We start from the raw sequence: 25,537 nt of genomic DNA, 5'->3' as shown, positions 1-25,537 counted from the left end.
ACCCTATTTTTAAATTAATTCGCATGATTATGGCTTTCCGTAAAGAGATTTGGTAGAATTATGGTATTTTAGGTGGGTTAATTTTAATAAGCTTCTATACAGGGATGGACTTAGGTTTGTTTTGGTATGACGGGAGTTACCAATAAGGCAAAAAAAACAAACATAATGTATATATCCAATGTCTATATTAAAAATTACAAAAGTCTTAAAACTGTAAATTTTAATTTACATAGAGGCAAGAATGTTATAGTTGGTAAAAACAACAGTGGAAAATCGAATATTATAACTGCATTAGATATTTTATTCGGCAATAAAAATCCTGCATATAGAGACTATGATGAAAATGATTTCCATACATATAGTTCTGTAAATCCTGATACTGCAGAAATTAAAGAAAATGTTGCTGATTATTTTTATATTCAAGCAGAACTTGAAGGGAAAGATTTTAACCAAGAAGAATTAACAAAAATAAAAAAGAAAACGTCATTCTCTATTATTAATAACCCAAAGGATGTTTTAGATAAAGATAACGGATATATTGATTACTCTTTTTTTTCTAACTTAGATGAATTAGAAACTAGTGACAAAATATCGAATATTCCAGAAGAAAATAATAGAAAGACAAAATGGTTTGATAAACCCAATCTAATAGCATTATTAGAAAACTCTCAAAAAGTACTAGTATACTTTTGTAAAGATAGAAAAAATGATAATTCAGGTTATGGAATAATAATAGTAGATAACGATAGAAAATGCTGGATATCTCATTTCTTAAGAAATGAATTAAAAAACTCAATAGTAACAACAGCCATAATTCCAGCATTTAGAAACCCAAAAGATGAATTAAGACTAGTTCATTATACTTGGTATGGAAAATTAATTAAAACCTTGTGGGATAACGGAAAAGATACTGTCGAAGAAGATATTAATGAAAAAAGTGAAGAAATTAAAATTTTAGCAGATAAAGTATTTGATGGCTCAACCACTGAGTTGAGAGAACTTCTACAGAAGGCTATATCTCACAAAAATGTTTCATTCAAGTTACTTCCTAGTCAGAAAAATGATATATATAAAAATGTGCAAATATATGTAGATGATGGTATTGATAGACCTTTAGATAAAAAAGGATCAGGAATCCAAAGTGCTATTATCATTTCTCTTTTTACAACATACTGTCGAACTTTTCATAAGAGTAGTTCATTATTAGTAACTGAAGAACCTGAATTATTTCTTCACCCACAAGCAAGAAGGGTAATTTCATCTGAATTAGAAAAGTATTTAGGAGATTGTGATTCAAATCAATTAATTGTAAGTACACATTCTATTGAATTTTTAAAAAACACACCAATTCAAAATGTTATAGTTGCTAATAAACTATCTGAAACAAATGAGACAATAGTTACTCAAATTTCATATGACGAAGAATTAACAAAAGAAGAAACAAATAAAATAATACGTTTTATCTGGTCTAAAAATACTGAAATATTTTTCTCTGATAAAGTATTACTTGTTGAAGGAGGAGAAGAATACCTCTTACCTTCTATATTCGATAAAATTTTAGATAAAAAACAAGTATTAGATTATGAAAATGCTTCAATAGCTCGTGTTGATGGAAAAGGTAATTTTCTAACCTATATTAAAATTTTAGATAGATTCAAAATTCCTTGGTTAATATTAGGTGACTTAGATTGTTATGATGATGTATTAAGAGATTTAATGATTTATAAAGGCTTAGATTTATCAAAATTAGACTATATAAAATCATTATTTACTAAAACAGTTTCTTTCAAAAGAATTAAAAAAGAAGTTATAAAAAATTCTACAAGTAAGGATGGATATATCTTGGCGGATTTATTTTCAAAAATTAAACAAGAAGAAATTTCGATAAATGACCCAAGTTTAATTTCATTTATAACTTATTTAGAAGAACGATTTTCAAAAAGTAATTTTCAAGAAGAATTATCTAAAAAAAGTGAACTATTAACTAAGTTTAATTTACTCCAAAAGGAATTGCAATTAAATAACATTTATATTCTTCCGAAAGGAGCTATTGAATCTTATTATACAGAAAAAGCAAATAAAATAGATGCAAAAGGAAAAGATAATAAAGCTTTAGAGATTGCTGGTGAAATATCATTAGCTGATAACACTCTTGAGGATTATATTAATGACTATAGTTTATTTAAAGATATACTTAAAAAATTAACTACTCCTGATATTGCTTATAAAATGGAAAGTAATGAAGAGTAAACCCAGTTGGTAATCGATTAGATGCCTCACTAGCGATAGCACCTGCTAATCCCCTCATAGTCTTCCACAAAAAGTCATACAATTAAATTATAATTTACTGTATTTTAAAGCTATGAACAAAAAAAAGATAGACTATACATACTCAGACACAAAAACCTTTCAAGATAACGATACTGTCTTAAATATTGACCATACAGGATTTATAGGTTGACGGCATTAGTGACTATTAACGCTAATAATAACCAAAGTACAGGGCTAAAAAACAAAATAAAGAAATCTCATATTCTCTCTATATAAAACACTTATAAATACTGCTATTCTACAAAGAAATTTCACCAAATTGTATTAGTTTTAGGGTATACGCTCACAAAGCCAATAGAGACATAGACTTTGTCTGAAATAGCCTAAATACATTAAAAACAAATCAATGAAAATTCTTTACAAATCTACCTTAATTTTATTTGTGTTATTGCTTTCCAGCTGCGCCACAATTATTTCAGGATCACGACAACAAGTCGAGATTAATTCGGACCCCAACTCTGCCATAGTTTATATTAACGGTGCTGAAATAGGTAAAACACCTGTTCAGAAAAACCTAAAAAGAAATCAAGATTACCGTATTGTGCTTAAAGTAGACGGTTATAAGCCTTACGAAACCCGGCTAGATAAAAAGTTTAATGCGTGGTACATTGGAAACATTGCGTTTGGCGGATTAATTGGACTTATAGTAGATCCAATAACGGGAGCTATCTTTAAATTAAAGCCTCAAGAGTTTGATGGAAGTCCGAAACCCGGAACAACACACCATACAAAAAACCAAAAGTTAGTAATAAAAGTTAGTATGGAAATAGATCCCAATGCTGAGCAAATTGGACAATTAGAAAAGTCTGAGTAAACTTATACATATCAACACGTCACACTATAGCTTCTACATTATACATGAGAATAAAATATCCTACAAAACAGACTGTAATCTTATTCTCCGCACTTTGGCTTCTTAGTTCATTCCTAATTATAATCGGGGTGACCGATGTGTTTCAATTCAGTTTGTTTCAAAAATCGCATGCTGTAGTCACGTTTTTAATTCTGTACTCATTTTTAAAACTGTGCCGAGTATACAGGAACTATTACGTGCTTAACAAACAATATAAATTAAAAAAAGACATAACATGATTCAAAAATTTTACAAGAAAAAGAAACAATACAGGAATCTTATTTATGGCTTTGTTTGGTTAGCTATGGTTTTTCTAAAGTTTATATTCAATCCGGGCTATAGTTTAAGATGGGTAGATTGTGTTTGGCTTGTATTAGCAGTCTTACAATTTGGACTGTACTTTTTAGAACACAAACTGGCATATGTTACCATTGAAGATCATGTGCTTTCTAAATATGCTCCTTTTCCAAAACGGATGAATATTAACGACATTGTGGAGATTAAAAAGTATTCGACCAACTACATTTTAAGGTCAGATTCCAAAGAAATTAAAATAAATCCCGATTACATCAAGGATGCAGACCTTGCTAAGTTGAATTCGTTTTTAAACGGACTGTCTGTTAAAATCACATAGATTTAGAGCACACATAAAAAAGCAGTGTTATCCTAGATGCAACTAAGATAACACTGCTTGTAACTGTTAATGATGTAATGCTGATATGCCATTATGAAAAGAACTGCAGCACGATCTATGTAGGGATTAGTCCTCGATATCTTCTCCTTCTACGTCTAGGTGTTTAACTAAATCGGATGGGTTTGTAATGACTAAACTTTCTTTTCCGTTAATAACAATACAACCTCTTAAAACTTCTGGTTGGTTTTGAAGAATTTTAATCCAATCTTCCGAACCAAGAATGGCTCCTTTATCTCCGAAGTTTTTAACAAAATTAGGATGATCTTGATCGACTAAATCCCCAATCTTAACTCCTAATTTAGATGCTACTTCTGCCCACTGTGTACCGGTTACTCTTGTTTTTGAAATATCTATAGATAATAATTTCTTGTCTGCGGCATTCGCATACGCCAAGGTTTGTTTACCTACCGAACTTTCCGAACTATAGATTAACGTTAATTGTTTACTGTCTTCTGCTAAAACTCCCATAATGTCCATATTTTAATGTTTTTATAAGTTAATATTATTTTTTAAGTATTATAATTTGAAATCGTTATCCGCTTATTTTGTTAAAGTGAGTAACGTAATTTCGGGTCTCATGCCTAAACGCCCAGGAAATCCCAACCATCCTAATCCCCGAGTGACATATAAATATTGGCTAGCGTCTTTATACAAGCCCGCCCAATGCTTATACTTATACTTTATCGGACTCCACGCCTTATTCTTAATACGAAGTCCAGCTTGCATACCATGCGTATGTCCTGCCAATGTAAGCGCAATATTAGTTTGGCTAACTACTTCTTCGCTCCAATGTGTAGGATCGTGAGACATTAAAATTTTAAAATCTGCCGGCCTTATTCCAGAAATGCTTTTCTGTAGGTCGCCATACTGTTTAAAAGGAGGCATACCCCAATTCTCGACACCTACTATATATAAGTTTTCGTTGTTTTTACTAATCACGTCCCACTCATTCAGTAATAATTTAAAATGAACGTTATTGTAAAACCGTTTTAATAACTCTAAATTTTCTTGTTTGTCGTCTTCCGACTGCCATACACTATAATCGCCATAATCGTGATTTCCTAAAACGGCGTATTTCTTAATCTCTGGAGACAGCTTTAAAAACGAAGCCTCCCAACCTTTTAATTCCCATGCATAATTGTTTACCAAATCGCCTGTAAAACAGACCACATCGGGTTTTAGGTTGTTTATAATTTGTATCGCTTTATCTAATACATTATAGCGATAGTTTAAACTACCCAAATGCAAATCTGATATATGCACCACTTTTAAGCCATTAAAAGCCTGTGGCAAATCGTCGTGTTTTACGGTAACGTGATAGGTTTTAAAATGATAGACCGCTTTAAACACCGCATATAAAATGGCTGTAAACGGTAATATCCAAGTCACCAAACCTAAAATGGGCACAATATACACCGACTCGGTATCGCTAAACACACGATTGGTTAAGGCAAACCCACTAATAAAAATGACAAAAATAATTTTTGGTACAAACGACGCCACTGTTATCCCATAAAAGGAAGAAATGATACGTTGTTTCTTTTTAATATCGACATGATCTAATCGGACTTTAAGAACAAGGATTGTAATAACCAAACTCACAGATATTAATACGAATATGGTATTTATTACAAGCCTTATCTCTGTTGCCGGAATGTGTTTTATTAGCGATTGTAACCAATAAAATGTCGCGACATCCACCAGTAAAAGCGCTATACAAAGCAATATTATTACCGACAACGGATACGATTTCATACTTCAGATTTTAAAATATTAAAATTACAATGTAGTGCAGGGATACGTTAACTCATTCCATTCTCATTGTAATTCGAAAACAAGTTCTGCAATAAAAAGCAGGCTTCTTTAGATAATTAATAAAAAAAGGACAAATACTCAAAAACTACGTAAAAATACTTAGTTTATGTGTTTTGAATGGTTTATTTCGTTATATTCGACCAGACATAACGCTTTTAAAACATGATCCCAGTAACACAAGCTATACATATAATAGACAGTACAGTAGTCTCCCAACGTATTAAAAAAGTGAAGATTGCTAAAAGTCTAGGGTTTATTTTAGCCGAGGACATTTTTGCACCTATAAATATGCCATCGTTTAGACAATCGGCTATGGATGGTTATGCACTAAAGTGGAGTGACAGCACGACTTATACCGTAACGGAAGAATCTAAGGCTGGCGATGCAAAACACATAGCAATACATCCACTTGAAGCCGTACGTATTTTTACCGGAGCTAAAGTCCCAGATGATGCCGACACGGTGGTTATGCAAGAACACGTTACCAAACGAGACAATAGCATAACTATTACAAAGATGCCTAATAAAGGTAGCAATGTAAGACCTGTAGGTGAACAAGTAAGTACTGGAGATTTGGTATTAACAAAAGGTCTAAAATTAAATGAAGCCGCAATAGGTTTTCTGGCAGGTCTCGGCATACAAAGAGTAGCCGTTTTTAAAACACCAAAAGTTTCGATTTTAGTAACGGGAAACGAATTACAAAAGCAAGGCAAACCTTTAAAAGAAGGCGCTATTTACGAAAGTAATGCCGTAATGTTAAAAATGGCCTTACAGCGTTTTGGACTTACACAAGTTAAAGTGTTTTACGCTAAAGACACTTTAAAAGCTACGAAAAAGAATATAAAACGCGCATTAGAACACAGTGACGTGCTTTTAATTTCTGGAGGGATTTCGGTTGGAGATTACGATTTTGTAAAAGAGGCATTAGGTAAGAACGATGTAGATGAGTTATTTTATAAGATTAACCAAAAGCCAGGAAAGCCTCTATGGTTTGGAAAAAAAGATCAGCAATTTGTATTTGCGCTTCCCGGCAATCCAGCGTCGGCACTAAGCTGTTTTTATGTTTATGTGCTTCCATTGCTTAAGAAATGCTCTGGATATTCAGATTATCATTTACCTCGAATTCAAGCTAAGAGTGACACAGACTTTAAAAACAACTCAGGAAAGACGTTGTTTTTAAAAGCCAGCTTACAAGACGGTATCGTTAGTGTTTTACCCAGTCAGCAGTCCTCTATGCTTAACACCTTCGCAAGCAGTAACGTCTTGTTAATGGTAGCGGAACATGTAGAAACCATTAAGAAACAAGATCTAGTAAGCTGTATAAATTTAGAGTGTTATGGAAATTAAAAGTCGTATTTGGATAGAAAAAGACGGGAAACCGTTTATAGGTTATGGCAAGATAGAACTTCTTAAAAAAGTAGATTCTGAGCACTCCATAACCGCCGCGGCCAAAGCCCTTAAGATGTCCTATAAAAAGGCCTGGAACTTACTAAACGACATGGAACAATTAGCCGAAGAACCTTTACTGGTAAAATCTATAGGCGGTAAATCTGGTGGTAGTTCCAAGCTCACGCCTTATGGCAAAAAACTTATCACCCAATTTGAACAGTTAAACAGCAAATGTGAAACATTTTTAAACGACGAATACAAGCCACTAACAAATGGAATTTCTTAGTACCAACATATTTATAATATTCGCCCTGATTCTGGTATGCATATCGTTTTTGTATGCTTCGGTTGGTCATGGTGGTGCGAGTGGCTATTTGGCATTAATGGCATTATTTTCGTTTCCTATTTTAGTGATTAAACCTACAGCTTTATTGCTGAATATTTTTGTGAGTGGAATCTCATTTTGGTTCTTTAAAAAGAATAAACATTTTAATTGGAAACTATTTTATCCGTTTGCAATAACCTCTATACCTGCCGCTTTTCTTGGAGGCTATCTCACCATAAACACCACCTTATACAAACAAATTCTAGGTGTGTTTTTAGTGATTGCCGTCTTGAGAATTTTAGGCGTTTTTGGTAAAGAACAAGACTATAAAAAAGCAGTACAGATTCCGTTAGCCTTAGTTATTGGTTGTGGTATTGGACTATTCTCTGGCATGATTGGTATTGGTGGCGGTATTATATTGAGTCCGATAATTTTACTATTGGCTTGGGGAAACACAAAGGAATCGGCAGCGGTTTCTGCCCTATTTATATTTGTAAACTCCATTGCTGGTATTATTGGCTTTTTATTAAAACATAACAGTTTCCCTACAGAATCCTTCTATCTTATTCCTTTTGCTTTAATTGGAGGTAGCATGGGCGCTTATTATGGGAGTCAGAAGTTATCGAATGTAAAACTGACGTATATGTTATCGTTTGTTTTAATATTGGCATCGTTTAAATTATTCTTGTTTTAATGCAGACACAAAAACACATATCGATCTATATTCTTTGCGGAGGAAAAAGCTCTAGAATGCAAACAGAGAAAGGCTTGATTGTGTTTAAAGACAAGCCATTTATAGAATGGATTTTAGAGGCGGTAAAACCCATTTCTAATCGGATATACCTCATTACAGAAAACACAGATTACAGCATTTATAATTATCCATTACTAGCAGATATTTATAAAAACAAAGGGCCTGTAGGTGGCATATATACCGCTTTAAAACATACAGAAACCCAACAGAATTTAATATTAAGTTGCGATATCCCAATGATATCGACACACATTTTAAAGCGCTATTTAATCCAATCAAAAGTGATAAATTCCAACATAGCATTTGTAAGTGATAGCACGAGAGATTACCCATTAATTGGCATGTATAGTGTAAACAATCTTCAGAAGTTTGAAGACGCGATCAGGCAAGATCATTTAAAACTCATGAGTTTAATTCAAGCCTCAACCTATCACCGCATACAAGTAGCTTCGAGAGATTTTGACGCCCTTTACAACATAAACACCAAAGACGAATTACGAACCTTAATACAAAGTAGACCATGAAAAACACAGACATTCAACCTAAAGTAACGCTTGTTGGCGCGGGCCCTGGAGATCCTGATTTACTCACATTAAAGGCCGTAAAAGCGCTAAAAAAAGCCAAAGCCGTGTTATACGATGCGTTGGTAAATGAAGACATTTTAGATCACGCGCCTAATGCCGTGAAATTATATATTGGAAAGCGCAAAGGCAACCACAGTTACACCCAAGATCAGATTAACGATTTGTTAGTGAGCTATGCTAAGAAATACGGAAAGATTGTAAGGCTTAAAGGTGGCGATCCGTTTGTATTTGGTCGTGGAAAAGAAGAAACCGATTACCTAGAACGTTTCGGGATTAAGACAGCCATTATTCCTGGAATTACTTCAGCAATTGCCGTTCCTGCATCTGTAGGAATCCCTGTTACACAACGTACGATATCTGAAAGTTTTTGGGTAATTACGGGTACAACATCTAGCCGTGCTTTGTCCAACGATGTTAAGTTAGCCGCACAATCTACAGCGACTGTCATTATTTTAATGGGCATGTCTAAACTCTCGGAAATTGCAGCTATTTATAAATTGAATAACCGCGGCGATATGCCTGTAGCGATTATTCAGAACGGCACAAAAAAAGAAGCACAGCAAGCGATTGGAACCATTGATACCATCGTAGATTTAGTACAAGAAAAACAATTATCGTCTCCTGCAATTATCATTATTGGAGAGGTTGTAAACGGTCATAAAAGTTTACTGACGTATTATAACGAGCAATTTATGGAAGACGATTTTATATATCAAAATTTAGACATAGAACCTATAACAGCATAATATGGAACGCAACGAATTATACCCTATATTTTTAAAAGTTAACCAATTGGACGTCCTTATTGTTGGAGGCGGAAATGTAGGTTTAGAGAAATTAAGTTTCTTATTAAAATCGAGCCCAAACGCGGTTGTAGATGTAATATCTATCGATTTTTTAGAGGAACTAAAAACCTTAGCAAATCAGCACCCTAATGTGAATTTAATCCAAAAAGCCTATGATATTTCAGATTTGGAAAATCGGCATTTTGTCATTGGATGCACAGATAATTTAGATGTAAATTTACAAATCAATAAAGACGCCAAAGCAAAACATTTACTTGTAAATATTGCCGATACACCAGACCAATGCGATTTCTATTTAGGAGGCGTGGTCACTAAAGGACATGTAAAAATAGCGATTTCAACAAACGGAAAATCGCCAACTACAGCCAAACGTTTACGTCAGCTTTTTGAGGAAATCATTCCTGAAAATATTACCGAAATGGTACAGAATTTAAACGTCTACAGAAAAACTTTAAAAGGAGATTTTCAGAATAAAGTAGACGAGATGAACAAAATCACGGAAGGACTAGTTTCTAAAAAAGAATAGGCAAATGATTACTATAAAATATTTTGGCATGCTTGCCGAACACACGCAATGTAACGAAGAACAATACGACTCTAAAGCCGTGAAACTATCTGAATTACTAGAAGATTTAAATGTAAAATATCAGTTTACTCCCGAATCTTTTAATGTGGCTTTAAATCAGAAATTAGTTCAAGATTCCGAAGATATCACGCTTCAGTTTCAAGACGAAATCGCGTTATTACCTCCATTTGCTGGCGGATAAAATTAGATTATGCCTAAAGAACTGCTAAAACACCTTTAGCGGAATGTTTGATTACCCATTTTAATACGGACTATTTATAACAGTTAACTCATGAAAAAGAACAATGTATTTATAAACGGTGCTATTTCACCTAGCTTTATTTCCGACTCCATTGCAAAACACCAAAGTAAACACACGATTGGCGGACACAATATATTTTTAGGTCAGGTTCGCGCAGACCAGATAGACGGCAAAACGGTAGCTGCAATAGATTTTACAGCCTACGAAGAGATGGCTTTAGAGCAGATTGCAGAGATTCGAGAAAAGGCATTTAAAACGTTCGATTTAACCTGTATGCACATTTATCACAGTCTTGGAAAAATCAACGCTGGAGAAATCTGCTTCTTTGTTTTTGTGTCCGCGAAGCACAGTAAAGAAGTCTATGCGGCAACCGAATATCTTGTAAATATTATAAAAAAGAAAGTGCCCATTTTTGGTAAAGAAATCTTTGAAGACGACACCCACCAATGGAAAACCAACATCAAATAACATGGTAGACATTACCCACAAAATAAACACGTTACGCACCGCAACGGCTACTGCCATTGTAAAAGTTAATAAACCAGAAACCATTGAAGCTATTCAGAAAAACTTAGTCCCAAAAGGGAACGTTTTAGAAATGGCAAAAACGGCAGGATTATTCGCTGTTAAAAATACACATACCGTTATTCCTGATTGTCACCCCTTGCCTATTGAATTTACTTCGGTAGCCTATCGCATTGAAGACTTGGAAATCCATATTATTTTCAATGTGAAAACCGTTTATAAAACCGGTGTTGAGGTAGAAGCTATGCACGGTGCATCGGTAGTTGCCTTAACCATGTACGATATGTTGAAACCTATAGACAAACAGATTGAAATTGGCACCATTAAATTAGTCGAGAAAAAAGGCGGAAAAAGCAGTTACCCGAATAAACAAATTTCAACATTAAATGCGAGTGTAATTGTGTGTTCCGATTCTATTTCTGAAGGCAAAAAAGAAGATTTTGCAGGAAAAGCGATTATTGAAAAACTAGAAGCAAACGCGGTAAAGATTAAGAACTACGACGTTATTCCTGATGAAATTGATTTGATACGAGCAAAAGCATTAACCCTTTCTGAAACCAATAACCTCATCATCTTTACTGGAGGTACAGGATTATCATATCGCGATGTCACCCCCGAAGCTTTAGAACCTATTTTAGAACGCCGTATTCCAGGTATCGAGGAAGCCATTAGAAGCTACGGTCAGGATCGTATGCCTTACGCCATGCTATCTAGAAGTATTGCAGGAACTATTGGAAACTGCTTAGTTTTAGCTTTACCAGGCTCTACAAACGGTGCTAAAGAATCTATGGATGCTGTGTTTCCGCACGTGCTTCATGTATTTAAAATTTTAAGAGGTCAGCAACATTAAAATGAATAGAACTCCCAACATATTAACCGACGATTTTGGACGTCATCATTCGTATTTACGTATTTCATTAACCGAAAAATGTAATTTACGATGTACGTATTGTATGCCAGAAAATGGCGCACCATTAACTCCAAAAGAACACATCATGACGGCTAATGAGATATTAAAAATCGCATCGGTATTTGTGAAACATGGGGTCACTAAAATCAGATTAACAGGCGGGGAACCTTTGGTAAGAAAAGACTTTTCTGAAATTTTAAAACAACTTTCTGCCTTAAATATTAAACTTTCTATTACCACCAACGCGGTCATTGTAGATCGGTTTATAGACGATTTTAAACAATATGGCTTACAGGATATTAATGTGAGCTTAGATAGTTTACAAGCAGACAAATTCACATTTATAACACGTCGAGATCAATTTAAAAAAGCATACGATAACATCATTCTTTTATTAGAACAAGGCTTCAATGTAAAAATGAATGTGGTGTTGATTAAAAGTTTTAATGATGATGAAATTATCGATTTTATTAAATTCACAAAACACCTTCCTATTGCGATTCGCTTTATAGAATTTATGCCTTTTGATGGTAATAATTGGAACAAAGAGAAACTAGTCACTCAAGCGGAAATCTTAGAACAAGCACATTCACATTTTGACGAAGATGAAATAATTTCACTAGAAAACGAGAAGAATTACACGAGTAGAAATTATCAGATAAAAGGCTATAAAGGTGTTTTTGGAATTATAAGCTCGGTGAGTAATCCGTTTTGCGACAGTTGCAATCGTATTCGATTAACAGCAAATGGAAATATTAAAAACTGTTTATTTTCGAATCAAGAAACAAATCTACTTACGGCGTATAGACAAGGTAAAAATATTGAACCTCTTATTGCGAGTCTGATCCATAAGAAATATGCCGTTCGTGCCGGTATGACGGATTTTGAAACCTTAAATAATCCAGAGAATCATACCAACAACCGCAGTATGATTAATATTGGTGGTTAATCCTGTTCGATGTGTCGTTTTAATAACTTCCTTACAAAATTAGATTTGGGCGCTTCGCAAAGGGAACACACATAGGTATCTGGTAAATCGTTAAAAGGCGTATGTGGTGCAATATCTTGCGTTTGATCTCCATAGGTTTCATTATAAACCGTTAAACAATCCTGACATTGGTACACCTCAGCTTCTACAGTTGTATCTGCTTTTTTAGTTAACTTTTCTTCGTCGCGTTCTGTTCCTAATTGCTCGAAATACAACTGACTTAATTCCATAAGTAAACCGGGTAATTCTACTTGATCTACATCCTGAACATGCGTAATATATTCTCTAGAATTGGGATCGAAATTTTTAGCATATAACAAGTTATAGGTATCCCTAATTTTATAATCTGACAACGCTTTGGGCTGTTCGTTCTTTTCGATCACGATAGACGTGAAATAATATGCTTTTTTCGCGAGTTCTGTAATTCCGAAGGTTAATCCATAAGTACTAATATCGTTCTGATCGAAGTTAGCAACCAAGTATTTTTTAAGTTTTAGTGCCTCTTCATTTCCTACTGGTAAATGCCAGTTTAACTCTAACATGGAGTGGCGCACATTAATTCCGAATTTCCCTAAGAACTTTTCCCAAATTAATTTGGTATCGTTTGGTATATCTTTTACGATAAATGATTTCCACGGTGTGATTGATATTTTACCAATTTTACAATCGGAACATAAATCGCACATGGCTTTTAAAAATGCTAAATCGTATTTATTATTTCTCCAATATAAACCCAACCAGTATTTATCGTTCCCAATCCGATTCATCCCTTCGTAATACGGAAACGGATAAAATGGAACTTGCAACGGTTTATCTATGGTTCTATTATTAGCATCGATAGCATCGTTTACTAAATCGAAAATCATCTCGACACTTTCAGGTTCTTCTTTTAAAAGCCCTTCAATAGTTGTTTGAATTTTAGCCATATCCCAGCTATAAATTAAAGCCGGATACACTTCTGTTTTCTCCCAATCTGGCAGACGCACATATAAATACCAATAATCTTCGTGTTCCGAAGCTATAAAGTTTAAATGCCCTGTAAATAAGGGCACCAAACGCTGTCTTGGATCTGTAATATTGATTTTTAACTGTGGGTTTTGTCGGAATTGCTCCAATACATATAAATACTTTTCTCCAGTTAACCACGACGTACTAGAAAAAATTCCTGCACTAACATAAGACGACACTATATTTACAGAGCCCTCGCCATGAGATGGAACAACCTGAAGATTATCTACGGTTTCTAAATCTTTAGGATCTACTTTTCCTGACAGTAAAATATCTTGTCGAGACCCAAAGGAAATGGTATCTAAACCTAAACTTTCTGCGGTTAGGCAAATCGATTTTAACTCTCCTGGAGACAGTACACCTCCTTTTACAATTAATCTAGATAACTCTTGCATTAGGCCAAAACTTTATGATTATTTAATATCTCTCTTACTTCAGTTTTACAACTTCCACATCCCAATCCTGCACCTGTTTGGTTACATAATTCGGTAAAATTCGTACAGCCCTGACTAATGGCTTCATTTATATTACCCTCTCCAACCTGACTACAAGAACACACTAATTTTCCTATTACAGGTTTATCGTTAGAGGCACCACGCAATAATTTATCGCGTTTATCAGACAGTTCTACCTTACTTTCAATAAGTGTTTTAAATTCAGCAAATTCATTCTTATCGCCCATTAAAACGGCACCAACCAACAGATCGTCTTTTACGATACACCGTTTATAGTAGCGTTTAGACATGTCCATGAAAATGATTTCTTCGTAACTGTTATCGTTTTCAGGAACCGTTAGATTTCCTAAACTACATAAATCTAAATCGCTAAATTTTAAGATATTCATGGATACAGAACCTTTGTAGATACTACTAATATCCCCTGCTAAGTAGTTTGCTAAAATCGCAGCTTGTTCTTCGGCTGCAGATGTAATTCCTAAGATATTATTATTGAACTCAGCTATTTCACCTATGGCAAATATATCAGGATCTGAAGATTGTAAATGATGATTTACTTTAATACCGCGTCCACAAATTACACCACTGGATTTCGCGATTTCAATATTCGGACGCGTACCAATAGCATATACAATGGCATTGGATTTGAATGTTTTTCCACTCTTAAGTGTAATATTTAATGCGTTTTTTGTGTCGTCGTCGTCGAAAACCGTACTCACTTCATTTGAGAAATAAATTTGAATACCCAACTCTTGAACATGCTTCGCTAATAACTTACTTGAAATAGGATCTAATTGTCGCTCCATTAAATTAGAAGCACGCTGAATAATTGTCGTGTTTACATTTCTATGCTTTAAGGCTGCGGCAAGTTCTAATCCTAGAAGTCCACCTCCAACAATAGTCACATGTTGCTCTTCGGCTTTAAGATTCGTGCCGTCTAAATACGATTTAAATCGGTCTGCATCATCTTTAGAACGCAATGTAAATCGGCCAGGTAAGTTTAATTGCACATCGTTAGGTACAAAAGAACGACTTCCCGTAGCCATAATTAATTTGTCGTAAGCATGATGATTTCCGTGATTATCGGTTGCCAACTTATTATCGCGATCAATTTCGACGATAAACGTTTCGGCATATAATTCTATTTGAAGCTTTTTAAGTTCCTTCTCTTTAATCTTTAACAGTTGTTCCCAAGTTAACTCTTCAGTTACATATTCTGGAAGTAAAACCCGATTATAGAACGGATTAATTTCTTTTGAAAACACCACAATGTCATCCGTTTCACTGTGTTCCCTATAATTTTGAATAAAACGGAAGGCAGCAGCACCTGCACCAACCACTAATATTCTTTCTTTTTCCTTTTTATACTTGGATACTGCTACCCGTGTATATTTAAAATCTGGCTCTTTAGATACCGGATCTACAATTGTATGGGTTAAATTATTCGCACGGTTTAAATCGCTTTGTAATTGTTTTCCCCAATGCATAGGTAAGAATACAACGCCATTTTTAACACTATCGGTTACTTTTGCACGCACTCTTACAATCCCTAATCCGCTTTTAATATCTACAACATCGCCATCTTTTACTTTATTTAAAAAAGCATCTACAGGACTAATCTCTAAAACGGGTGTAGAATAATGCGTTTTTAAACGCGACACCTTCCCCGTTTTCGTCATAGTATGCCATTGATCTCGAACACGACCTGTGGTTAAGATTAACGGATACTCTTCGTTAGGTAAATCGGAGACATTATTAATAAAATCGGGTATATTAAACATCGCTTTTTGCGACGGCGTATAGAATTTTTTATCTTGAAATAAACGCGCGGTACCATCTTTTTGAGCTTCTGAGACGGGCCATTGAAATGTTCCTTCTCCTCTTAATCGCTCATAATTTAGTTCGGAAACATCGATATTTGAACCTTTAGTCATTTCGCTATATTCCTGATAAATTTCGGCAGTAGAGTTATAATTAAAACCATGAAAGCCCATTTTTTGAGCAAACTCGCATAATATTTCAACATCTGGTTTGGCTTCTCCAGGCGCCTCAATACCTTTTGGTAAATAGGAAATACGACGCTCAGAATTAGTCATTGTACCTTCTTTCTCTAACCAAGCGGCCGCAGGCAATACCAGATCGGCATGTTCTAATGTATCCGATCGGTTTGAGATATCTTGAACCACTACAAACTTAGCATGTTTTAGAGCTTTCTCTATTTTATGAGCGTTTGGCATACTCACCATAGGATTGGTACATACAATCCATACCGCTTTCATTTTACCTGATTCTAAAGCATCGAACATTTCTGTAGCCGTATAACCTGCTTTATCAGAAATCTTATCCACCTTCCAGAAATCGGCAACTTCCTGACGGTGTTTTTCATTAAATAAATCTTTATGCACTGCCAATAAATTAGCCATTCCTCCAACTTCCCGTCCTCCCATAGCATTAGGTTGCCCAGTTAACGAAAATGGCCCAGAACCAGGTTTCCCCACTTGTCCTGTAATTAAAGATAAATTTAAAAGTGCATAATTTTTATGTGTTCCAATCGCACTCTGATTAAGTCCCATGGCCCACATGCTAATAAAGGCTTTAGATTGCCCGATAATTTGAGCGGCTTTTTTAATTTCATCTACAGTAATACCACACCATTTAGCAGCATCACTTAAGGATGTAGACAAGACTTGTTTCTTATATTTTTCGAAGTTTTCGGTATGATTTTTAATGAAACCTTTATCAATCATACGACGTTCTATTAAGCGCCGACCAATAGCATTATATAGAATTACATCTGTTCCCGGTAAGATTTGAAGATGAACATCTGCAAAATTTGCAGAATCGGTTTTACGCGGATCTACAACCAAAATCTTTACATTCGGATTTTGCTCTTTATGCTGTTCAATACGTCTAAACAAAATAGGATGACACCATGCTGGATTTGCTCCGGTAATTAAAAAGCAATCGGCTAATTCGATATCTGCATAAGAAATTGGCACAGAATCTTCACCAAACGTTTTCTTATAGCCTACCACTGCCGAACTCATACAAAGCCTTGAGTTGGTATCTATATTATTAGTTCCTAAAAACCCTTTGGTTAATTTATTTGCGATATAATATTCCTCGGTTAAACACTGTCCAGAAACATAGAACCCAACACTATCCGGACCGTGCTTTTCTATAACCGATTTAAAAACTTTTGCTGCCCGATCTAAAGCGGTATCCCAACTTACGCGTTCCAAAGGATGCGATTTGCTCCATCGCATTTCTGGGTATAGTAATCTATCAGACACATCGTTTGCCACATAGTGCAAATTCATTCCTTTAGAGCACAACATCCCTCTATTTACGGGATGGTCTTTATCACCCTCCACATAAACTTTGTTATTTTCATCCTTCTTTACGATTATACCACAGCCTACACCACAGTACGAACACGTTGTTTTAATATCTTTTTGAGGCATCATATGTACTTAATACATTTGTCTATTCATCTTAAATGTAATAAAACTATTATTACATCACTGTATTTAACCGTATTTTAAATGGACTGCGTCGCCATCTGGGTATCATACTCTTCATTAAATTCTTCTTCTGTCACGTCATCTGTCGCCGTAGCAAATTTAATGGCTAATGTTCCCACTGCAACTAGTATTACAATACCTCCTATAAGTAAAAATCCACTTGATACTGCTGCCGAAGCTGCTGCCGCTTGAGCCGATTGAATTGCTTCTGCCCCCAAACCTTCACTTGCCGTTATCGCTGCTTTTTCTGCTACAGCCGATTTAGATTTTAATAATATAGCGGCTAGAAAGGCTCCTACATTTCCTCCCGCTCCTACAATTCCTGAAATAGAACCTATAGCTTTAGAGTTTACAAAAGGTACGACCGAGAATGTTGCTCCTTCTGCCATTTGTACTGATAAACTGAATAATATTAACAGTGAGATACCTACCACAATTCCCGTTGCTGTAGAAAACAAGGCTAACATGACACCTTCGATAGCTAATATGGCGGCAAGGAATAAAACACGACCACGTAAGCCCTTTAATTTCCCGAATAGATCTCCGAAAAACCCACCTAAAGTTCTAGCAAAAATATTCATCAGGGCAAAAGATAAAACAATATTTCCTGCAGTAACACGCTCTAATTGAAACGTATTTTGTAAATAATCGTCCATAGTTCCATACACTGTTAATTCTATTCCGAAACAAGCTGCATAGACTAAGAATAAGATCCAAACACGGTAATCTTTAACCGCTTCCATAAAACCAACATCATCTTTCTTGGTTTGTGGCATATTCCCTGATGCCTTTAAGTCTTTATAATTTCCATCTAAAGTATCTTGCGTAAAATTGTAATATACAAGTCCCATTAAAAAGCAAACCACACCAGCTATAATCATTGAATACCTCCAGGCTTCCGATTCGGCTGCTCCAAATGCAACAACTGCTGCTGCAATTAATGGCATTCCTAGACGGTTGGCACCTCCACCTAAATTCCCCCAACCTGCAGAAGTAGCATTCGCTGTTCCCACTATATTAGGAGCAAACATAATGGAGGTATGAAATTGAGTAATCACAAATGACGCTCCAATAAATCCGATAAAGAACCTACAGATTAAAAATTGAAGAGGTGTTTGAACAAACCCTAGTAATATTACAGGAATGGCTCCGATAACGAGCAACCACGAGTAACAAAGACGTGGCCCGTATTTATCACAGAGTTTACCAATTAATAATCGCGCAAATACAGTACCTGAAACGGCAAGAATAATGGAATTCCATTTTTGCGATGGTGTTAAGCCTAAATCCTTAACCACGTCGGGCATAAACGGCACAATACCGAACCAGGCAAAGAAACATAAGAAAAAGGCTATTGAAGTTATCCAAAACGTTCGGATTGGAAGACTCTTTACATTTAAAAGATCTAATTTTGTAGCTTTTGTAGAACTCATAACAATTGAATTTATACGTTAGTGTGATAAAATTAAGTATTAATACTTAATTACTACGTATAAAATTACGTATTTTTAAATTATTACGTACCTAATAAAAAATTAGGATTTAATTGTTAATCTTTCAACAAATAGGCTTAAAAAGCTAAAATATAATGATGTAGAGGCTTTAGTTTTAGACTAATCGGTACTTAGAAGCCATTTTAGTAAGCTCGATTAGATTTTTTACATCTAGTTTTTTCATCAGATTGAAGCGGTGCACTTCTGCCGTGCGTTTACTAACTTCCAAATCTTCAGCAATTTCCTTATTACTTTTTCCATCTAAGACTAAAGCTAAGATTTGCTTTTCACGTTTAGTCAGTTTAAAAGTAGCTTCCGGTTTTCCTTGTACTTCGGGTTGTGGTGCGCCCCCCTTATTAATCATACTATTTACAATAATAGACGAAACATCTCCCGTAAAATACTTACCTCCAGAGGCAATCATTTGTAGTGCCTTTATAAATTCTTCTTTACTAGACCCTTTTAATAAGTAGCCATCGGCACCAGCATTTATGGCATTTAAAACGTATTCTTCGGAATCATGCATTGATAAAACCAATGTTTTTACTGGATTTTTAGCTTGGTTTAGTAGAGAAACGACTTCTATACCATTCATTTCTGGCATACGAATATCTACAATTAAGACATCTGGCTTACAAGCTTCAACAACTTTAAGCGCTTCTTTTCCATCTGATGCTTCATCCAAAACATGAACACCTTCCTGATCTTCTAATAAGGATTTTATACCATCACGAACCAAGACATGATCGTCGGCCAACACTACATTTATCATCTACTTATATATTCTAAATTAATACGTAGCAAAATAACCAAAAATTAAGTAAATACGACGAATTAAATGGGGATATTTAGCGTAATTCGTGTTCCTGTCTCTTCTGAAGAATTTATAAACAGACGTCCATCTATGTAGTTAATTCGCTCATTCATAAATGTCATTCCCATACCACCAACTCCGGTTCTAATGTTTTTAGGCCGATTAATATCGAATCCCTTTCCATCGTCGTCTATTGTAATACTTAATATATGAGCGCTATGAGAAATCGAAACCAGTATATACGTAGATTCGGCATACTTAATCGCATTATTTATCGCTTCTTGGGTAATGCGATACATATTAATCTCGACCAAAGAATCTAGGCGTTTATTAAAATTGGTACGATTATATAACTCTATTTTTTTACCTGTAAGTCTGGATAATTCTTGTGTTAATTTTGAAAGCGCCGGAACAATACCGTAATCACTTAGTTCTGGTGGTGTTAAATTAAACGTGGCTGCACGTACACCTTGAATAATATCTCCCGTTAAACTTTTTAAATGTTCTATTTTTGAAGCCGCCTTGTCTAAATCGTTTAAGTTAACACTCTCTAAATTATACTTAAGTCCGGTTAGCATTTGCCCAATACCATCGTGAATATCTTTCGCTATTCGGTTTTGTTCTTTCTCTTGGTTTTCGATGATTTTAGATGAAATGATCTTTTGCTGATTCATTTTTTCCTCATAACTCGATTTAGTAAGCGACTCCAAGTCCAGTTGGGCTTGTTTCTTTTCAGTAATATCTGAAGCTATAATTAAGATTTCAGATTTTTCTGATTTTGAGTTAATCGGAATCAAATACATTTCTAACCACAACATTTCACCTGAGTGCTTTACGGCTTTAATTTCTCCCTGCCACCCCGATTTATTATAGGTTTTAAGAATGTGCTCGATATATTGCTGATCGGTTTTTACCGTTGAAATTAACTCGGAAAAATTTAAATTGACTTTGAATGCTGACTGCTCAAATAATTTAGAGAACTTCTCGCCAATATGAAGAATAGAACCTTCTGGCGTTACACGTGCAAACAACAACGTTTTATCCATGGTCTGGTTTAAAACACGTAGTTCTTTAACCGATTTTTCATTTTCTTTTCGTAAAAAATCAGCTTCTTCAGCCATGTTAATAGCTCTTTTCTCTGATCGTAAAAGTCTAGTGATGGTTTTTTTCACCATTCTAGCTGTAGGTTTAAATATAAATAGGAATTCTAATATAAGAAGTAGCAGTGTAAAAACCATTAAAAACAATTCCCATTTGCTTAAGAGATTTACTTTTTCGTTAGCTTCAGAATCGTATTGATTTACAATAGTATCCATTAGACTTAAAAAACGAAATGCGTTAGGGTTTACCTGATCGACGTAAGGTATTAGCAGATTGGGATTTGCTTTAGGCTCCTGTTCTAAAATTGAAATGATTGAATTTGAAGCGGCATACATTTCGGAAAACGGTGTCTGAATCCGATCGAACAGCGCAACAATTTTATCGCTATTGGTTCCAGAAAGCTCTAAACTATCACTACCTTGAAGCAAGGCATGATGAGAAATTTTCCATTGTGCTAAGGTCTTTTTTAAAGTATCCTTTAAGACTAAACGTTCCGAAAAATCTGTTGTATTTGCTATTAAAAGAACTTCTTTACTTAGTTTCTGACTAAGCATACGTTGCCGGCCAGCAACGTTTATAACTGAAGAATCGTCCTGCTGATCGATTAAGAATTTGCGGACGATTATTTGGCTTATAATTACAGAACATGCAATAGCACCTAATGCAAAAATATATAATCGACGGAGTCTATTAAACGTGCTAGTATCTAACGAACTGCTGCGATCATTCATTTAAAATATGTTTAAGATAATGCCTTTTGAATAAGCTTAAAACTAGATTCGGAATAATTTAATGTCATTGCTTTTTTGTGAGCGGCATCAGACATTTTATTCCATGTTTTTTGTACGATATCAATTAACTTTTCTTCGTCGTGCTTGGTTGCAAAATCTTCAAAATAGTATTGTAAAAACACTAAACACACCACATCTTCTAACGTCTGAGAATCTGGATCTTTTTTAAATGATTTTTTACTCATTAAAAACTGAACACGCTCAATAAACTCATCGTCGTAGCCTACAGATTTCATGATATCTCCGGCAATGTTTCCGTGTAACTTTTTAAGATCGTTACGCCAGTTCATATAACCAGCTTTAGTCATTGGATATTCATTTCTTGGAATTTCCCAACGACAAATATGCTGTGCACGGGCCGCGATTTGTAAACTCTCGGAAGCGGTTGGCATATAATTCAACAAGCAATCTGTCATACGCTGTGAATACAACAATTCTTTTGGCATTGATTCGCCATTACTGATTTCACGATTTAGATCTTGAGCATTTTTTTCATCAATTAATGCTATGGCTTGTTCAAATTTTGCACTCACAGTTCTTATGTTTTTTTGGTATCTATCAAATCTATTCAGAAAATCCGATATACACAAAGTTGTCCTCTATTTTTACAGGATAAATTGCTATGGGATTTAAATCGCCATTTAAATTTTCGCCTGTTACTAGAGAAAATGTTTTTTTATGCAACGGACAAGCGATTTTAGGTATGCCTTTGTGATCGCCTAACATACCTCGAGACAGCACCATTTCCTGTTTTTCTGGTGATAAATTCTGACAAGCATACCAAGTATTTAATCGCGAGAAGTTAAACACGGCAATTTGTAAATCTTTATATTTTACGCATGCACCACCATCGTTTGGAAACGCTTCTGTTGAAGCCGCTTTAAACCAAACCTTAACATCTTCTTGAGTCGTTGTTTTGTACTTAGATATTACTTTTTCCATAATTATATGTTTTAAAACGTTAGCGTTATTTAGTTATAGGACGACTTCTTTGGTGTCCTTTTCCCAATGTTTTGGCATTTTCTGATCCCGTAGAGGCACAAAAACTAAATTATCATCTCGCTCATCTGAATTTACGAAATGACTAAAGCGTTTTTTCATGTCTTCGTTTTCTATGGCTTGTTTCCACTCACATTCATAAGCATCAACTAAAAACTGCATATCCTTCTCTAATTCATCAACAATATTTAAACTATCGTCGATTACAATTTTCTTAAGTTGCTCTATACCGCCTTCTAATTTATCTAACCACGCTGCAGTTCGCATTAACGGTGCGGCGGTTTGTATATAATACATTAAATAGCGGTCTATGTATTTTATGACTGTGTCATTGTCTATTTTTTCGGCTAATAATTCGGCATGTCGCGGTGTTGCTCCACCGTTACCACCTACATATAAGTTCCATCCACCTTCTACAGCAATGACTCCAAAATCTTTTCCGCGTGCTTCGGCACATTCTCTGATACAGCCGGAAACACCACCTTTTATTTTATGAGGCGAACGCAATCCTTTATATCTATTTTCTAAAGCGATAGCAAAAGAGACACTTTCGTCTAATCCGTAGCGACACCATGTAGATCCTACACAACTTTTTACCGTACGTAAAGATTTTCCGTAGGCATGACCACTTTCAAAACCATTATCTATTAATTCTTTCCAGATCGCAGGCAAATCGTTTAGCTGTGCACCGAAGAAATCAATTCGGGCTCCTCCTGTAATTTTTGTATATAAATTATATTTCGATCCAATCTGACCTAAGACAATTAAACCTTCTGGAGTAATTTCACCTCCAGCAATTCGCGGCACCACAGAATAGGTTCCGTTACGCTGAATGTTTGCTAAAAATTTATCGTTTGTATCTTGCGTTACATCTTCTTTATTTGGCGTTACATTATATAAACTCGCAAAAATTGAAGACACTAAAGGCTTACATGTTTCGCATCCATGTCCGGTACCACACGCATCTAACACCTCGTTAAACGAGGTTAGTTTTTTCACTTTTATAATACCGTATAATTCTTGTCTGCTATATTCAAAGTGTTCGCAAATCACATTTTTAACCGTCTTACCAAGCGACTTCAATGTCTCATTAACTAAATCTGTAACCATGGGTTTACAACCACCACAGCTTGTACTCGCTTTAGTTGCAGAAACCACACCTGCTAAATCTTCGCATGACCCATCTTTAATAGCACCGCAAATCTGACCTTTACTTACATTCTCACACGAACAAATCTGAGCTTCGTCTGGCAAGTCTAAGGCACTACCAAACGCACCACCTTCTGTGGCTGGCAAAATAAGTTGTGCAGCATCTTCGGGAATTGCCATTCCATTTAAAAACACCTGATGTAACATATTATAATCTGATGCATCTCCTACAAGGATTCCTCCTAATAAAGATTTACCATCTAGACTTACATTAATTCGCTTATATAAATGTTGCGTTTTGTTTTCGAAAATTACAGAATGACCTTTTGATGCCGGCATAAACGGTTCTCCAAAACTGGCAACATCTACCCCAATTAACTTTAACTTGGTAGACATATCGATTTCTGCTGGCATTAAAGCCTCTGCATTCCCCATAATCTGACTTGCAGCAATTTCTGCCATATCGTAACCAGGAGCCACTAATCCGTATATCATCTGGTTGTATAAAGCAACTTCGCCAATAGCAAAAATATCGGGATCGGACGTTTGCATTTTGTTATTCACAACAATTCCGCCACGAACACCCATTTGTAAATCACACGTTTTTCCTAACTCGTCTCTTGGGCGGATTCCTGCAGAAATAATTAACATTTCTACATCTAACTTATCATCTTCTCCAAACTCTAGCCCAGTGATATACTCATCGCCCAAAATCTGATTGGTCGCTTTACTTAAGTGAATATTTAATCCGATAGACTCTAACTTTAACTGTAAAACTTGACTACTTCTAGAATCTAATTGTCTTGGCATTAATTTGGGTGCAAACTCTACAATATGAGGCTCTAATCCCATATCCATTACTGCTTTACCAGCTTCTAACCCCAATAAACCACCACCCAACACAGCGGCTTTAGCATTTGGATTAACTGCTTTTAGTTTAGCCGCATAAGCCAGCATGCCTTCTAAATCTTCTATGGTTCTATACACAAAAACACCTTCTTTTTCCACCCCTTTTATAGGAGGGACAAATGCAGAAGAACCTGTTGCTAATACTAAGTAGTCGTAAGTATACTCCCTATCGTCTACACTAGTAATTGTTTTCTTATTTCTATGAATATCCGTAATACGAACATCTGTAATTAAATCTATATTATGTTCTTCGTACCAAGATCTTGGAGCCATTTCTAAGGCTTCTGCATCCTGATTCTCGAAAAACTCACTTAAATGAACACGATCGTATGCAGGTCTTGGCTCTTCCCCAAACACCGTTATTTTATAGGCTTCGTTTCCCTCTTTGGCAACAAATTTTTCACAAAATTTATAGCCCACCATGCCGTTTCCTACAACTATCACTTTTTTCATATACGTAGTTATTATTAGATTACTTATTTCAAAAGTAAGT

23 protein-coding genes are annotated in these 25,537 nt (G+C 35.2%); 13 read left to right on the top strand and 10 right to left on the bottom strand.

Translation table 11 applies throughout. From position 1 onward, the window contains the following. The first annotated feature begins 165 nt into the window (after window positions 1–165). The 3 genes from ACKC83_RS08955 to ACKC83_RS08945 all read left to right on the top strand — a co-directional run bounded on the left by ACKC83_RS08955 (window position 166) and on the right by ACKC83_RS08945 (window position 3,818). Window positions 166–2,250: an AAA family ATPase gene (locus ACKC83_RS08955; protein ID WP_434035251.1), complete on the top strand. Its 2,085-nt coding sequence runs from the start codon at window positions 166–168 to the stop codon at window positions 2,248–2,250. A 427-nt stretch (window positions 2,251–2,677) separates the two neighbouring features. Next, window positions 2,678–3,145, top strand: coding sequence for a PEGA domain-containing protein (locus ACKC83_RS08950; protein ID WP_434035250.1), 468 nt, complete (start codon window positions 2,678–2,680; stop codon window positions 3,143–3,145). Window positions 3,146–3,419: 274 nt separating this feature from the next. Beyond that, window positions 3,420–3,818, top strand: a complete 399-nt coding sequence (locus ACKC83_RS08945) for a hypothetical protein (protein WP_434035249.1) — start codon at window positions 3,420–3,422, stop codon at window positions 3,816–3,818. A 126-nt stretch (window positions 3,819–3,944) separates the two neighbouring features. Here ACKC83_RS08945 and ACKC83_RS08940 read toward each other — a convergent pair whose 3' ends face one another. Both ACKC83_RS08940 and ACKC83_RS08935 read right to left on the bottom strand, forming a co-directional pair. After that, window positions 3,945–4,346, bottom strand: a complete 402-nt coding sequence (locus ACKC83_RS08940) for a hypothetical protein (RefSeq protein ID WP_434035248.1) — start codon at window positions 4,344–4,346, stop codon at window positions 3,945–3,947. 72 nt (window positions 4,347–4,418) lie between these two features. After that, complete coding sequence (locus ACKC83_RS08935; protein ID WP_434035247.1) at window positions 4,419–5,633, bottom strand: metallophosphoesterase; 1,215 nt, start codon at window positions 5,631–5,633, stop codon at window positions 4,419–4,421. 222 nt (window positions 5,634–5,855) lie between these two features. Between ACKC83_RS08935 and ACKC83_RS08930 the strand changes: the two genes are divergently transcribed. The 10 genes from ACKC83_RS08930 to moaA all read left to right on the top strand — a co-directional run bounded on the left by ACKC83_RS08930 (window position 5,856) and on the right by moaA (window position 12,762). Then, entirely contained in the window at window positions 5,856–7,040 is a 1,185-nt protein-coding gene (locus ACKC83_RS08930; protein ID WP_434035246.1) for a molybdopterin molybdotransferase MoeA, read from the top strand. Further along, window positions 7,030–7,368, top strand: a complete 339-nt coding sequence (locus tag ACKC83_RS08925; RefSeq protein WP_414036054.1) for a winged helix-turn-helix domain-containing protein — start codon at window positions 7,030–7,032, stop codon at window positions 7,366–7,368. The genes ACKC83_RS08930 and ACKC83_RS08925 overlap by 11 nt, the downstream gene beginning before the upstream one ends. Further along, the gene (locus tag ACKC83_RS08920) at window positions 7,355–8,101 is read left to right on the top strand and encodes a sulfite exporter TauE/SafE family protein (RefSeq protein ID WP_434035245.1); all 747 of its coding nucleotides are present in this window, start codon (window positions 7,355–7,357) and stop codon (window positions 8,099–8,101) included. Before ACKC83_RS08925 ends, ACKC83_RS08920 begins: the two co-directional genes overlap by 14 nt. Then, window positions 8,101–8,685, top strand: a complete 585-nt coding sequence (locus ACKC83_RS08915) for a molybdenum cofactor guanylyltransferase (protein WP_434035244.1) — start codon at window positions 8,101–8,103, stop codon at window positions 8,683–8,685. Before ACKC83_RS08920 ends, ACKC83_RS08915 begins: the two co-directional genes overlap by 1 nt. Beyond that, complete coding sequence (gene cobA, locus ACKC83_RS08910; protein WP_414036057.1) at window positions 8,682–9,491, top strand: uroporphyrinogen-III C-methyltransferase; 810 nt, start codon at window positions 8,682–8,684, stop codon at window positions 9,489–9,491. The genes ACKC83_RS08915 and cobA overlap by 4 nt, the downstream gene beginning before the upstream one ends. A 1-nt stretch (window position 9,492) precedes the next feature. Further along, on the top strand, window positions 9,493–10,077 hold the full coding sequence (locus tag ACKC83_RS08905) for a precorrin-2 dehydrogenase/sirohydrochlorin ferrochelatase family protein (protein ID WP_434035243.1): 585 nt from the start codon (window positions 9,493–9,495) through the stop codon (window positions 10,075–10,077). A gap of 4 nt (window positions 10,078–10,081) precedes the next feature. Beyond that, complete coding sequence (locus ACKC83_RS08900) at window positions 10,082–10,318, top strand: MoaD/ThiS family protein (protein WP_414036059.1); 237 nt, start codon at window positions 10,082–10,084, stop codon at window positions 10,316–10,318. Between the two features lie 90 nt (window positions 10,319–10,408). Continuing rightward, window positions 10,409–10,846: a molybdenum cofactor biosynthesis protein MoaE gene (locus ACKC83_RS08895; protein WP_414036060.1), complete on the top strand. Its 438-nt coding sequence runs from the start codon at window positions 10,409–10,411 to the stop codon at window positions 10,844–10,846. Window position 10,847: 1 nt separating this feature from the next. Further along, a complete protein-coding gene (gene moaCB, locus ACKC83_RS08890) occupies window positions 10,848–11,753 on the top strand; it encodes a bifunctional molybdenum cofactor biosynthesis protein MoaC/MoaB (RefSeq protein ID WP_434035242.1) in 906 nt (301 codons plus the stop codon). A gap of 1 nt (window position 11,754) precedes the next feature. Beyond that, window positions 11,755–12,762 (top strand): GTP 3',8-cyclase MoaA, encoded by a 1,008-nt coding sequence (moaA, locus tag ACKC83_RS08885; protein ID WP_434035241.1) that lies wholly within the window; start codon window positions 11,755–11,757, stop codon window positions 12,760–12,762. Here the strand turns inward: moaA and ACKC83_RS08880 are convergent. From ACKC83_RS08880 to nirB, 8 genes are all read right to left on the bottom strand, one after another. Next, window positions 12,759–14,204, bottom strand: a complete 1,446-nt coding sequence (locus ACKC83_RS08880; RefSeq protein ID WP_434035240.1) for a rubredoxin — start codon at window positions 14,202–14,204, stop codon at window positions 12,759–12,761. The genes moaA and ACKC83_RS08880 overlap by 4 nt on opposite strands. Next, the gene (locus ACKC83_RS08875; RefSeq protein WP_434037769.1) at window positions 14,204–17,728 is read right to left on the bottom strand and encodes a molybdopterin-dependent oxidoreductase; all 3,525 of its coding nucleotides are present in this window, start codon (window positions 17,726–17,728) and stop codon (window positions 14,204–14,206) included. Before ACKC83_RS08875 ends, ACKC83_RS08880 begins: the two co-directional genes overlap by 1 nt. Before the next feature lie 77 nt (window positions 17,729–17,805). Further along, window positions 17,806–19,221, bottom strand: a complete 1,416-nt coding sequence (locus ACKC83_RS08870; protein WP_434035239.1) for an MFS transporter — start codon at window positions 19,219–19,221, stop codon at window positions 17,806–17,808. Between the two features lie 175 nt (window positions 19,222–19,396). Continuing rightward, on the bottom strand, window positions 19,397–20,053 hold the full coding sequence (locus ACKC83_RS08865; protein ID WP_434035238.1) for a response regulator: 657 nt from the start codon (window positions 20,051–20,053) through the stop codon (window positions 19,397–19,399). Window positions 20,054–20,115: 62 nt separating this feature from the next. Next, window positions 20,116–21,927: a type IV pili methyl-accepting chemotaxis transducer N-terminal domain-containing protein gene (locus tag ACKC83_RS08860; RefSeq protein WP_434035237.1), complete on the bottom strand. Its 1,812-nt coding sequence runs from the start codon at window positions 21,925–21,927 to the stop codon at window positions 20,116–20,118. 11 nt (window positions 21,928–21,938) lie between these two features. Next, window positions 21,939–22,520: a DUF4202 domain-containing protein gene (locus ACKC83_RS08855; protein ID WP_434035236.1), complete on the bottom strand. Its 582-nt coding sequence runs from the start codon at window positions 22,518–22,520 to the stop codon at window positions 21,939–21,941. Window positions 22,521–22,551: 31 nt separating this feature from the next. Then, window positions 22,552–22,929, bottom strand: coding sequence for a nitrite reductase small subunit NirD (nirD, locus tag ACKC83_RS08850; protein WP_414036068.1), 378 nt, complete (start codon window positions 22,927–22,929; stop codon window positions 22,552–22,554). Between the two features lie 33 nt (window positions 22,930–22,962). Next, window positions 22,963–25,497: a nitrite reductase large subunit NirB gene (gene nirB / locus ACKC83_RS08845; protein ID WP_434037749.1), complete on the bottom strand. Its 2,535-nt coding sequence runs from the start codon at window positions 25,495–25,497 to the stop codon at window positions 22,963–22,965. Window positions 25,498–25,537 lie beyond the last annotated feature (40 nt).

Source organism: Formosa bonchosmolovskayae (genome assembly GCF_051016085.1).
Lineage (GTDB): Bacteria > Bacteroidota > Bacteroidia > Flavobacteriales > Flavobacteriaceae > Formosa.
This window is presented reverse-complemented; position numbering and strand designations above follow the sequence as displayed.

Excerpts from the sequence above, each read along its gene's own strand:
- ACKC83_RS08895 (WP_414036060.1), top strand. The coding sequence starts at position 10,409 with ATGAAAAAGAACAATGTATTTATAAACGGTGCTATTTCACCTAGCTTT.
- moaA (WP_434035241.1), top strand. The coding sequence starts at position 11,755 with ATGAATAGAACTCCCAACATATTAACCGACGATTTTGGACGTCATCAT.
- moaCB (WP_434035242.1), top strand. The coding sequence starts at position 10,848 with ATGGTAGACATTACCCACAAAATAAACACGTTACGCACCGCAACGGCT.
- ACKC83_RS08930 (WP_434035246.1), top strand. The coding sequence starts at position 5,856 with ATGATCCCAGTAACACAAGCTATACATATAATAGACAGTACAGTAGTC.
- ACKC83_RS08920 (WP_434035245.1), top strand. The coding sequence starts at position 7,355 with ATGGAATTTCTTAGTACCAACATATTTATAATATTCGCCCTGATTCTG.
- ACKC83_RS08865 (WP_434035238.1), bottom strand. The coding sequence starts at position 20,053 with ATGATAAATGTAGTGTTGGCCGACGATCATGTCTTGGTTCGTGATGGT.
- ACKC83_RS08915 (WP_434035244.1), top strand. The coding sequence starts at position 8,101 with ATGCAGACACAAAAACACATATCGATCTATATTCTTTGCGGAGGAAAA.
- ACKC83_RS08925 (WP_414036054.1), top strand. The coding sequence starts at position 7,030 with ATGGAAATTAAAAGTCGTATTTGGATAGAAAAAGACGGGAAACCGTTT.
- ACKC83_RS08905 (WP_434035243.1), top strand. The coding sequence starts at position 9,493 with ATGGAACGCAACGAATTATACCCTATATTTTTAAAAGTTAACCAATTG.
- ACKC83_RS08880 (WP_434035240.1), bottom strand. The coding sequence starts at position 14,204 with ATGCAAGAGTTATCTAGATTAATTGTAAAAGGAGGTGTACTGTCTCCA.
- ACKC83_RS08875 (WP_434037769.1), bottom strand. The coding sequence starts at position 17,728 with ATGCCTCAAAAAGATATTAAAACAACGTGTTCGTACTGTGGTGTAGGC.
- ACKC83_RS08900 (WP_414036059.1), top strand. The coding sequence starts at position 10,082 with ATGATTACTATAAAATATTTTGGCATGCTTGCCGAACACACGCAATGT.
- nirB (WP_434037749.1), bottom strand. The coding sequence starts at position 25,497 with ATGAAAAAAGTGATAGTTGTAGGAAACGGCATGGTGGGCTATAAATTT.
- ACKC83_RS08870 (WP_434035239.1), bottom strand. The coding sequence starts at position 19,221 with ATGAGTTCTACAAAAGCTACAAAATTAGATCTTTTAAATGTAAAGAGT.
- ACKC83_RS08940 (WP_434035248.1), bottom strand. The coding sequence starts at position 4,346 with ATGGGAGTTTTAGCAGAAGACAGTAAACAATTAACGTTAATCTATAGT.
- nirD (WP_414036068.1), bottom strand. The coding sequence starts at position 22,929 with ATGGAAAAAGTAATATCTAAGTACAAAACAACGACTCAAGAAGATGTT.
- ACKC83_RS08955 (WP_434035251.1), top strand. The coding sequence starts at position 166 with ATGTATATATCCAATGTCTATATTAAAAATTACAAAAGTCTTAAAACT.
- ACKC83_RS08950 (WP_434035250.1), top strand. The coding sequence starts at position 2,678 with ATGAAAATTCTTTACAAATCTACCTTAATTTTATTTGTGTTATTGCTT.
- ACKC83_RS08860 (WP_434035237.1), bottom strand. The coding sequence starts at position 21,927 with ATGAATGATCGCAGCAGTTCGTTAGATACTAGCACGTTTAATAGACTC.
- cobA (WP_414036057.1), top strand. The coding sequence starts at position 8,682 with ATGAAAAACACAGACATTCAACCTAAAGTAACGCTTGTTGGCGCGGGC.
- ACKC83_RS08935 (WP_434035247.1), bottom strand. The coding sequence starts at position 5,633 with ATGAAATCGTATCCGTTGTCGGTAATAATATTGCTTTGTATAGCGCTT.
- ACKC83_RS08945 (WP_434035249.1), top strand. The coding sequence starts at position 3,420 with ATGATTCAAAAATTTTACAAGAAAAAGAAACAATACAGGAATCTTATT.